Annotated in this window: 13 protein-coding genes and 1 pseudogene; 12 read left to right on the plus strand and 2 right to left on the minus strand. The window is 32.4% G+C overall.

The genetic code is table 11. The annotated features are described in order from the left end of the window. Nucleotides 1-819: thiamine pyrophosphate-dependent dehydrogenase E1 component subunit alpha (locus LDL23_RS09685; protein WP_291265507.1), on the minus strand; the 819-nt coding region annotated here is incomplete at its 3' end. 336 nt (nt 820-1,155) lie between these two features. Between LDL23_RS09685 and LDL23_RS09690 the strand changes: the two genes are divergently transcribed. From LDL23_RS09690 to LDL23_RS09740, 11 genes are all read left to right on the plus strand, one after another. Beyond that, entirely contained in the window at nt 1,156-2,109 is a 954-nt protein-coding gene (locus LDL23_RS09690; protein ID WP_291265508.1) for a 2-oxoglutarate and iron-dependent oxygenase domain-containing protein, read from the plus strand. A gap of 145 nt (nt 2,110-2,254) precedes the next feature. Beyond that, nucleotides 2,255-2,638 carry a GxxExxY protein gene (locus tag LDL23_RS09695; RefSeq protein WP_291265509.1) on the plus strand — a complete coding sequence of 128 codons (384 nt, stop codon included), beginning with the start codon at nt 2,255-2,257 and terminating at the stop codon, nt 2,636-2,638. 52 nt (nt 2,639-2,690) lie between these two features. Next, nucleotides 2,691-3,026 (plus strand): translation initiation factor, encoded by a 336-nt coding sequence (locus tag LDL23_RS09700; protein ID WP_291265510.1) that lies wholly within the window; start codon nt 2,691-2,693, stop codon nt 3,024-3,026. 75 nt (nt 3,027-3,101) lie between these two features. Continuing rightward, nucleotides 3,102-3,968 carry a nucleoside phosphorylase gene (locus tag LDL23_RS09705; RefSeq protein ID WP_291265511.1) on the plus strand — a complete coding sequence of 289 codons (867 nt, stop codon included), beginning with the start codon at nt 3,102-3,104 and terminating at the stop codon, nt 3,966-3,968. Nucleotides 3,969-4,059: 91 nt separating this feature from the next. After that, nucleotides 4,060-4,614: a GNAT family N-acetyltransferase gene (locus tag LDL23_RS09710; RefSeq protein ID WP_291265512.1), complete on the plus strand. Its 555-nt coding sequence runs from the start codon at nt 4,060-4,062 to the stop codon at nt 4,612-4,614. Then, nucleotides 4,611-5,456: a substrate-binding domain-containing protein gene (locus LDL23_RS09715; RefSeq protein WP_291265513.1), complete on the plus strand. Its 846-nt coding sequence runs from the start codon at nt 4,611-4,613 to the stop codon at nt 5,454-5,456. The genes LDL23_RS09710 and LDL23_RS09715 overlap by 4 nt, the downstream gene beginning before the upstream one ends. A 27-nt stretch (nt 5,457-5,483) precedes the next feature. Continuing rightward, nucleotides 5,484-6,413 carry a transglutaminase domain-containing protein gene (locus LDL23_RS09720; RefSeq protein ID WP_291265514.1) on the plus strand — a complete coding sequence of 310 codons (930 nt, stop codon included), beginning with the start codon at nt 5,484-5,486 and terminating at the stop codon, nt 6,411-6,413. A gap of 38 nt (nt 6,414-6,451) precedes the next feature. Beyond that, nucleotides 6,452-7,045 (plus strand): hypothetical protein, encoded by a 594-nt coding sequence (locus LDL23_RS09725; RefSeq protein WP_291265515.1) that lies wholly within the window; start codon nt 6,452-6,454, stop codon nt 7,043-7,045. Nucleotides 7,046-7,056: 11 nt separating this feature from the next. After that, a complete protein-coding gene (locus LDL23_RS09730; protein ID WP_291265516.1) occupies nt 7,057-7,590 on the plus strand; it encodes a hypothetical protein in 534 nt (177 codons plus the stop codon). Nucleotides 7,591-7,653: 63 nt separating this feature from the next. Continuing rightward, complete coding sequence (locus tag LDL23_RS09735) at nt 7,654-8,292, plus strand: hypothetical protein (RefSeq protein WP_291265517.1); 639 nt, start codon at nt 7,654-7,656, stop codon at nt 8,290-8,292. A gap of 159 nt (nt 8,293-8,451) precedes the next feature. Continuing rightward, a complete protein-coding gene (locus LDL23_RS09740; protein WP_291265518.1) occupies nt 8,452-8,940 on the plus strand; it encodes a hypothetical protein in 489 nt (162 codons plus the stop codon). 24 nt (nt 8,941-8,964) lie between these two features. Here LDL23_RS09740 and ung read toward each other — a convergent pair whose 3' ends face one another. After that, complete coding sequence (gene ung, locus LDL23_RS09745) at nt 8,965-9,630, minus strand: uracil-DNA glycosylase (protein ID WP_291265519.1); 666 nt, start codon at nt 9,628-9,630, stop codon at nt 8,965-8,967. A gap of 83 nt (nt 9,631-9,713) precedes the next feature. Here ung and LDL23_RS09750 point away from each other — a divergent pair. Then, nucleotides 9,714-10,000, plus strand: a pseudogene (locus tag LDL23_RS09750) (DNA mismatch repair protein MutS); the annotation flags it as partial.

Consider the following 10,000-nt stretch of genomic DNA (forward strand, 5'->3'; position numbering starts at 1 on the left):
ATAATTTTCAACTGGGTCTTTTACGGCCCACATGTCCATTAATTCTTGAGGAACGTATTTCGTACCACTCGCCTCTTCATGTCCACGCATTCTAAACGTTTTAAACTCTAACAACACCGGACGAGGATTTTCAATCATAGAAGCTTTTAATTCCGAAATCAAATGCACTACTTCTAATAAATTGTTTCCATCTACAATGTGGCTTTCCATTCCGTAACCTACACCTTTATCAGCAAGGTTTTCACAACGGTATTGCTCGTTTGTAGGAGTTGATAATCCGTAACCATTATTTTCAATTACAAATAAAACTGGTAATTCCCATACAGCAGCAATATTCAAAGCTTCGTGAAAATCACCTTCCGAAGTAGCTCCTTCACCTGTAAATACAGCAGTTACTTTTCCGTTTTTTCTTAATTTATTGGCTAAAGCGATTCCGTCTGCAATTCCTAATTGAGGACCTAAATGCGAAATCATACCAATAATTTTATATTCTTGCGTTCCAAAGTGGAAACTTCTGTCGCGTCCTTTTGTAAATCCGTTTTTCTTTCCCTGCCATTGCGAAAATAAGCGGTGTAAAGGAATATCACGAGTAGTAAATACTCCTAAATTACGGTGCATTGGTAAAATATATTCATCTTTATCCAAAACTGAAGTTATTCCCACAGAAATAGCTTCTTGCCCAATTCCTGAGAACCATTTCGATACTTTTCCTTGACGGATTAGAATCAACATTTTCTCTTCAATCAAACGCGGTTTTAAGATTTTCTTGTATAAATCAAGTAGTTGCGAATTCGATAACTCTTTTCTTTCAAAGTTCATGATGATGGAACAATTAAATTTTGCTCAAAAGTAATAAAAATAACATTTTGAAAGCGAATTGTTATAAAAAAAGAAAGTTAAAAAATCAAAGTCAAGAGCAAGTTCAAATTCAAGTTCAAATTTTAACGTAAAGAGCACTAAGAATTAATTTCAAGTTTTGTAAAACCAGTTCAAGCTATATTTCCACTATTCCCTTATCCCTTTTTACTTTTCCCTTTTTCCTTTTTACTTTATCCAATTGTTAACAACTTTCCTTTTTTGAATTTAAAATATTTAATTACATTTGTATTTACTTGGGTTATAACCCAAATGATTTATTAACAACAAAGCTTAAGTATGCAACAAATTCCTAGTGTTGACTTACGTGATTTCCTGTCGGATGATCCGGCACGTAAACAAAAATTTGTAAATGAAATCGGAAAAGCCTACGAAGAAATCGGCTTCGTAGCATTAAAAGGTCATTTTTTAGATGACAAATTAGTTGAAGGTTTGTATTCAGAAGTAAGAAACTTCTTTTCACTTCCTTTAGAAACCAAAGCTAAATACGAAATTCCAGGTATTGGTGGACAACGTGGTTATGTTTCTTTTGGTAAAGAACACGCTAAAGGTCGCTCCGCTGGAGATTTGAAAGAGTTTTGGCATTTTGGACAATACGTTAGCGAAGGTTCAAAATACGCTGGCGAATATCCAGATAACGTGGAAGTAACAGAATTACCTAAATTCAATGAAGTAGGTAAAGAAGCGTACCAAATGTTAGAAAAAACAGGTGTTTATGTGTTAAGAGCTTTAGCACTTTACATCGGATTAGACGAATTCTACTTTGATAAATACATCAAAGACGGAAACAGTATTTTACGTCCAATCCACTACCCACCTATTACTGACGAACCTAAAGACGGAGCCGTTCGTGCAGCAGCACATGGCGACATCAACTTGATTACCTTATTAATGGGCGCTCAAGGAAAAGGATTACAAGTACAAAATCACAACGGAGAATGGATTGATGCTATGGCACAACCCGACGAGTTAATGATTAACGTAGGTGATATGTTATCAAGACACACCAACAACAAGTTGAAATCAACGATTCACCAAGTGGTAAATCCACCAAGAGAATTGTGGGGTTCATCTCGTTATTCAATTCCTTTCTTCATGCACCCAGTAAGCGACATGAGTTTAAATTGCTTACCAGAATGTATTGATGAAAACAATCCAAAATTATACGAAGATATCAACGCTGGTGAATTCTTACACGAACGTTTGGTAGAATTAGGATTGATTAAGAAATAAAGGAAATAAAATTCCAATAAATAAAATTCCAAATTCCAAGTAACATTGGGGTTTGGTTTTTTGTTTAAAGATTAACATTTACACGCCACATTGGAACGCGGATAAAACGAATTTTTCGGATAACCGCAGATTAATAATAAAAATTATGAGTAGTATTTTACACAAAGAGTTAACAGGCTCAATTTTGAAATTGTTATATGAAGTATATAATGAACTAGGATATGGTTTTCTTGAAAAAGTTTATCAAAATGCATTATATAATGAATTAAAAAATAATGGCTTTGATGTTGAATCTCAAAAGCAAATAAAAGTATATTACAAAAATATTGAAGTAGGAGAATATTATGCAGATTTAATAGTAAACGATAAAGTAATTTTAGAATTAAAAGCCACTGAAACTATTACTGAAGCTCATGAATTTCAACTACTTAATTATTTAAAAAGCACAAATATTGAAGTAGGCCTTCTATTAAACTTTGGAAAGAAACCAGAATTTTGTAGAAAAGTATTTCAAAATTATAGAAAATAAAATCAGCGATAATCCGAAAAATTCGTTTTATCCGCGTTCTAAAAAATTAACTATGAATGATTTAGAAGAACAATTAAAAAAACTTTTCCCAAACCACGAAGTTTCTAACGAACCAGAAGCTATCGAGGAAACTCCTCATGAATTATTTGTTCAAAAGGAACCGATGATTTGCAAATATGAGAAGCGCAAAGGAAAACCTACCACGATTATTTCAGGATATGAAGGCGAAGACGAAGATTTTAAAATCTTAGCGAAAGAAATCAAAAGCAAATTAGCGGTTGGCGGTACTTTTAAAGATGGCGAAATCATCATCCAAGGCGATTATCGTGATAAAATCATGAAACTATTACAAGACAAAGGATTTAAAACAAAACGAGTTGGAGGATAAATTCAATAAGTAAATTAAAAATTATGAATTAAAAATAGCTTGAAGCTTATTGCCTAAAGCATAATGCAAAAACAAATGATAGCAGCATCAGAATTAATATTAAATCCAGACGGAAGTGTTTATCACATCAATTTAAAACCTGGACAAATCGCTAACGATATTATCTTCGTTGGGGATCAAAATCGTGTAGAGAAAATTACAAAACACTTTGATTCAATCGAATTTACGACTCAAAAACGCGAGTTCAAAACCCAAACAGGAACTTACAAAGGCAAAAGAATTACCGTTATGTCTTCTGGAATTGGTCCAGATAACATCGACATTGTAATGAATGAATTAGACGCATTAGTAAACGTAGATTTAGAAACAAGAACTGTTAAAAAAGAATTGACTTCTTTAAACATTGTGCGTATTGGAACTTCGGGTTCTTTACAAGCGAATATTCCTTGTGATAGTTTTGTGATGAGTCAGTATGGTTTAGGTTTGGATAACATGCTTCGCTCCTATTTAATTGATGAAATTTCAGAAACCGAAATGGAAGAAGCATTCATCAAGCAAACAAATTGGGACATGAGAAAAGGTCGTCCGTACGTAATTGCAGGAAGTAAAACGTTAGAACAACGATTAGAAAGCGATAAAATCTTCAAAGGATTCACAGGAACTGCAGGCGGATTTTACGGTCCTCAAGGACGTGTAGTGCGTTTAGGAATTCAAGATCCTGAGTTAAACTCTAAAATGGATAGTTTCAATTTCAACGGAACTCGAATGACCAATTTAGAAATGGAAACAGGTGCTATTTACGGTTTAGGAAAACTATTAGGACACAACTGTTTATCATTAAATGCTATCATCGCTAACCGTGCAACTGGAACTTTCAGTGAGGACCCATACAAAGCTGTAGATGAATTAATTGTATATGCTTTAAATAAGTTAGCTGAGTAACTTAAAACTTCTAAATTCGTTAATCAAATTTCAATATTCCAAATTGAATGTTGAATATCAAATAACGAATGTTGAATAATGAGATTATAAAATGAATTTAATTCTAGAAACACCCAGACTAATCCTCAGAGAAATGCGTCACGAAGATGCAAATGCTCTATTTGAAATGGATTGCAATCCTAATGTGCACAAATATCTATGGCAAAAACCTGTTGTTCATATTGACGAAGTTCATGCTTACATTGATATGGTTAGAAAGCAATACATGGATAACGGAATTGGGCGTTTTGTTGCTATTACTAAAGATACAAATGAACTCATCGGTTGGACAGGAATTAAATTTGTAAACGACCACATAGAAAATGGAAATACGAACTTCTATGATTACGGCTATCGTTTAAATGAAAAATTTTGGAACAAAGGTTACGCTACTGAAGCTTCAAACGCTTGGCTAGACTATGGCTTTAACCAAATGAACATTCAAGAAATGAATGCTTATACTCATGCCGAAAACGGAGCTTCCAACCATGTGTTGCAAAAAGTAGGTTTCCATTTTATGGAAGATTATCCTGATGAAAATGGCGTAACTTGGAAATGGTGGCTGTTAAAGAAATTAGAATTTAGAAATCAGAATTTAGAACAATGAAAACAATCAAAATAGCTGGAGTTCCAGAGCATTTCAATTTACCTTGGCACATGTGTATCGAAGATGGCGAATTTGAAGCCGTGGGAATCGACTTGCAATGGACTGATGTTCCAGAAGGAACTGGTAAAATGTGTCAAATGTTGCGCGATGGCGAAACCGATATTGCCGTAATTCTTACTGAAGGTATCATTAAAGATATCGCTGCTGAAAATCCGAGTAAGATTGTGCAAGTTTATGTGCAAAGTCCTTTAATTTGGGGAATTCACGTTGCTGCTAATTCTAATTACAAAACACTTTCAGATTTAGAACATAAAAAAGTAGCTATTTCTCGAATGGGTTCTGGTTCGCATTTGATGAGTATTGTGAATGCTCAAAATCAAAATTGGAATACCGAAAATTTACAATTTGAAATCGTGAACACCATTGATGGCGCGGTTGAAAGCTTAACTTCAGGAAAAGCAGATTACTTCATGTGGGAACGTTTTATGACGCAACCATTAGTAGATAAAGGAATTTTTAGAAGAATTGCGGAATGCCCTACTCCTTGGCCTTGTTTTGTAATTGCAGTTCGCAATGAGGTTTTGGAAAATCATCCAAAAGTAATCGACCAAATTTTAGACATCATCAATACCACAACCGAAGAATTCAAAATGATTCCGAGTATTGACAGAACCTTAGCTTCTAAATACAATCAAAATGTAGAAGCGATTCAAGAATGGTTAAAATTAACACGTTGGTCGCAAAAACAAATGACAGCTCCAACTCTAGATAAAATAATGGAACAACTTTTGAAGCTTCAAATTATCGATAAAAAACTACCAAAAGAGTCGATACTTAAATAATTCCGTATTTTTATCGTTTTAAACGAAATGACAATTAAAATCCCAACTATCGCCGAACTCAAAGAAAAGCTTTCTTTACCGAAGCCGTGGGATAGTGTTGTCATTTTTTTGTTGAATATCTTAATTGCTATTCCACTTTTTTTAATTGCACATCAAAATTTAATCGATTTAGAATGGTCACTGCATTTGGATAGAATTATCATATTCATCCTTATTCTTGTAGCCATTCAACTTGTTCTTCGATTGGTAAAAACCATCATTATTCTGATTGTTTTCCTATACTTAATTGCTTTGTTGTACGGCACTTTGTTCGGGAATTATGGTTTTAATCGGGTTTTTGAAGATTATCGTTATATGGTATATTCTATGAGCGAAACACCAAATCCGCAAGACATTATTGTAGCCAAATTGCTCCCCTTTCCAAACAAATCGAAAATTATCAATGCGGTTGATTTCTCTAATCCAAAAGTTCGAAATTTTGCTTTATTCGCAACCACACAACATTTCCGAGAAATCAAACAAACGGGTGAAACCAGAAGAATGATTCAATGTTTTGCTGTTTTTAAAGAAATTAGAAACCGTTGGAATTACGTAAACGATCCAAAAGGAAGAGAATATATTGCATATGCCTCTGAAAGTTTGCAACACTTTTCGGGTGACTGTGATGACCACGCTATTTTGATGGCAGCCTGTATTAAAGCAATTGGCGGAACACCTAGAATTATTCATACTGGAGGTCATTTATATCCTGAAATGTTGATTGGCAATAAGAACGATTTAGAAACCGCCATTTACTTGATTAAAGAGGTGCTTTTTAAACAAGAAAGTCACCACCAACTAATTCATTATCATATTGATGAAAGAGGTCAAATTTGGTTAAATTTAGACTACACCGCAACCTATCCTGGTGGTAAATTTATGAGCGAAGAAATTCTTGGTGAGCTGACTTTTAATTGATAAAATTTTCTATATTTACAAAAATATTAACCTTACACATGAAAAGAATTAGCTGTTTATTGGGACTGTTTCTGTCGTTAAGTACTTTCGCTCAATCCTATGAGAGCAAAGCTACTGACACAATTACATCTCCTATATTTTCCAAAAAAAACGAAATAAAAGTAGATGTATTAAACTTAATTGGTAATGGAAGATTAGGAATATCTTATGAACGATTTCTAAATAAAGATTTTTCAGTTGGTATTACGGGATTGGCTTTTAACAAATCAAATAAAAAAGAAGACTTTCTTAAAGATGATACTCGAACGATGATTGAGTATCAAGTAATTCCTTATGTCCGTTATGCGATGTCTAAAAGCGCTACAAATTTATACTACTTGGAAGCTTTCTCTGATATAAATGGAGGTCAATATAAAGAGCTAAAAACATTAAATAATGGTACGGCTGATTATGTTGTGGTAACTAAAAAAGATTACAACGATATTGCTTTAGGAGCAGCCGTTGGATACAAGTTATACTTTAAAGAGAGTTTTGTTATCGATTTAACAGTAGGAATTGGAAAAAATTTATTCAATAGTGATAGCCCTTCAACTGTATCTCGTTTAGGTCTTAACTTAGGTTATCGTTTTTAAAATAAAATACAATGAAAAAATACATACACTATCTAACTATAGCTATCATCACATTATTATTTACGGGTTGTACCGAAAGTGATGATGAATTTTTTGCAACAAAAGCGGTTACTGTTAACAATAAAATCGAAGTCAGTGCTTCTGGCAATGTTTTAAATGTTAGTTGCAACTTTGACAGAATTCTAAATTATGGTTCTGATGCTCCTCTAGATTTGTTTTTAACAACAACTTCAAGAGCATTCTTTTTTAATTATTCAATGCAAAAAAGAAACGCTTCAGGAACTTGGGAAAACTATGTTCCAACTACTCTAACTGCCACAAAAGGAGATAATTTTGTAGGAAGCTATATTTCAGGTATCCAGCAATTAGACGCTTTAGATACTACTTACGAATACGAAACTGATATCACATTAAGCCCAGGACAATACAGAGTAGTTGTAGAACCACGAATAGTTTCATTAGATTCTCAAGATGTAGTAACCGTTATAATTAATACTACTACAGTTGGTGCTGTAAATAATACTTTAGAATTTACAGTGAATTAGTTTTGTGTAAATGTTGTATTGGGTTTGGGATATTTACGGCTTGTATGCAAGTTAAAAAACAGAATGGATAAAGAAATATTTGAAAAAAGTTTTATCGAAAAATTAGACAAGAACTTTCCTGAATTATCAAAAAATTTTGACTTTAGATTTAAGATATTTTCTGAATTCAATACACTAATTTTTGAATTAAATAAATGCCTAATTCTTGAACTGAATAGAGCATCAATAACCCTTACAAATCATTTACTAGAACGTCTTTTAAAATTGGCACTTATTTATAATGAATCAGGATTTGGACCAACACCTCTTGAAGAATGGAATGAAAAATTTGGCGAACCAACTAAAAAGTATAATTCAATTTCTTTAGGCAATTCTATTGAGTTATGTAAAAAGAAAAACTTAATCACTGATTCTGAAAAAAATATTCTTTTCAATACAATTAGAGTTCTAATGAGAAATGGATTTTCTCACGCTGATTCGACGTATATTTTAGCAAACATTCCTGATGAAACACCAATGTATGTAGGCAATTTAAAAAGGCCAAATGACAACCTAAAAGAAATTGGAGTGAATCAAAAAATAATTCCAACTTTTCAAGCCATACAGATGGAAAGTTTTGCAAAAGAAAATGCCAAACCTTATTTTCATTTTGTTTTTGATTTAACTCATAAAATAGAAAATCGAATAATTGATAAAAAATAAAACCAACATACAGCAGCGGTTTGCTTCAATAACTACTACCGGATTTTCAACAGAAAATTTACTACTAAATGGAATATTTAGTTTATTTACAACATTTTATTATTGTTACAACAACTATAAAAATTCAAACACTATAGCATTATAAAAATTTAAAAATCAATGCATTTAAAAATTTCATCAAAACTATTTTCTTTATCTAATAAGAAAGATATTTATTTGAATGGTGAAAATTTATACAGTATGGAACCAACAAATATTGTTGGAGATTATTGTCTGAAATTAATTGAATTAAAAAGTGGATTTGTAAAAGCATTAATTGTAAGAAAAACTAACTTTCTTAGCGATAGTTTTACTATTCGTTTGTTAAACGAAGGAAATTTTCCCATACTTTTTTGTCGTAATGTAAGATGGAAACATAATTACAATTGCGTATACAATGGAACTAAATATCGCATTGAAGAAATTAAAAAAAAATATGTGATTATTAGAAATGATATTATAGTTGCTAAATGGATAAAAGTGGAATACAATTCATTTGTAGAAGAAGATAATTTTGAAATTTTAGACTCTTGCAATGAATTAGAATTTATAATTTCTATGTGTTTAATAATTTATCAAAAAGAAATTGTTAAAAGAAATCCGTCATAATTTTAAATATTGGTTATTAAACCACTACCACTCAATCTCACTTTTCCCTTTCTCCCTCAAATACGCATTCGTCAATTTAAAATGATTATTTCCAAACCACATGCCTCTGTTGGCACTTAAAGGTGACGGATGTCCACTTTCTAAAACCAAATGTTTTTCTCTGTCGATAAGTTTGCCTTTTTTCTGAGCAAAACTACCCCATAATAAAAACACTACATTTTCAGATTTTTGATTAATCAAATCAATGGCAGCATCGGTAAAAACGTTCCATTTTAAATGTTTGTGGCTGTTAGCTTCGTCTTTTCTTACCGTTAAACCAGCGTTTAATAACAGAACACCTTGCTTTGCCCAACGTTCTAAATTTCCGGAAGTTGGGAAAAGAATTCTATCATATTCGGTATTAATTTCTGTGAAAATATTTTTCAACGATGGCGGAATTGCCACACCATCATTCACCGAAAAACACAAACCATTCGCCTCACCTGTTCCATGATACGGATCTTGTCCAATAATCACCACTTTTGTATCTTGAAAATCAAATTGCTCAAAAGCCGAAAAAATGAGTTCTTTGGGCGGAAAACAAGTCGTAATAGCGTATTCTTGCTCCACTTTTTGCATGAGTTCTACAAAATAAGGCTTCTGAAATTCAGACGCTAACAAGGTTTCCCAACTCTGATTTTTGATAAACATTTTATAATTTTTACCAAAAATATAAATTTCTGTTGCAATATGGATTTATTACTTTGTAACTTTGACCTAACAGAAAAAGAAAAATGATTTCGATTACAGATAAAACGCTACAAGATTTAGAATTTAATACGGTTTTAGAAACCATCGCTGGTCGCTGCAACACTGATATTGGTGAGGCAAAAGCCATGGCGATAACGCCGTTCAAAAACAAAGAAGAATTGCTTATTAACTTAAAGCAAACTTCTGAATATTTATCTTCGTTTTCCAACAATAACGCCATTCCGAATCACGGATTTGAGAACATTAACTACGAACTGAAATTTTTAGCCATTGAAGATAGTTTCCTAGAAGTAGGTAGTTTTAAAAAGAT

It is taken from the genome of Flavobacterium sp. (assembly GCF_020217025.1).
Taxonomy (GTDB): Bacteria; Bacteroidota; Bacteroidia; order Flavobacteriales; family Flavobacteriaceae; genus Flavobacterium.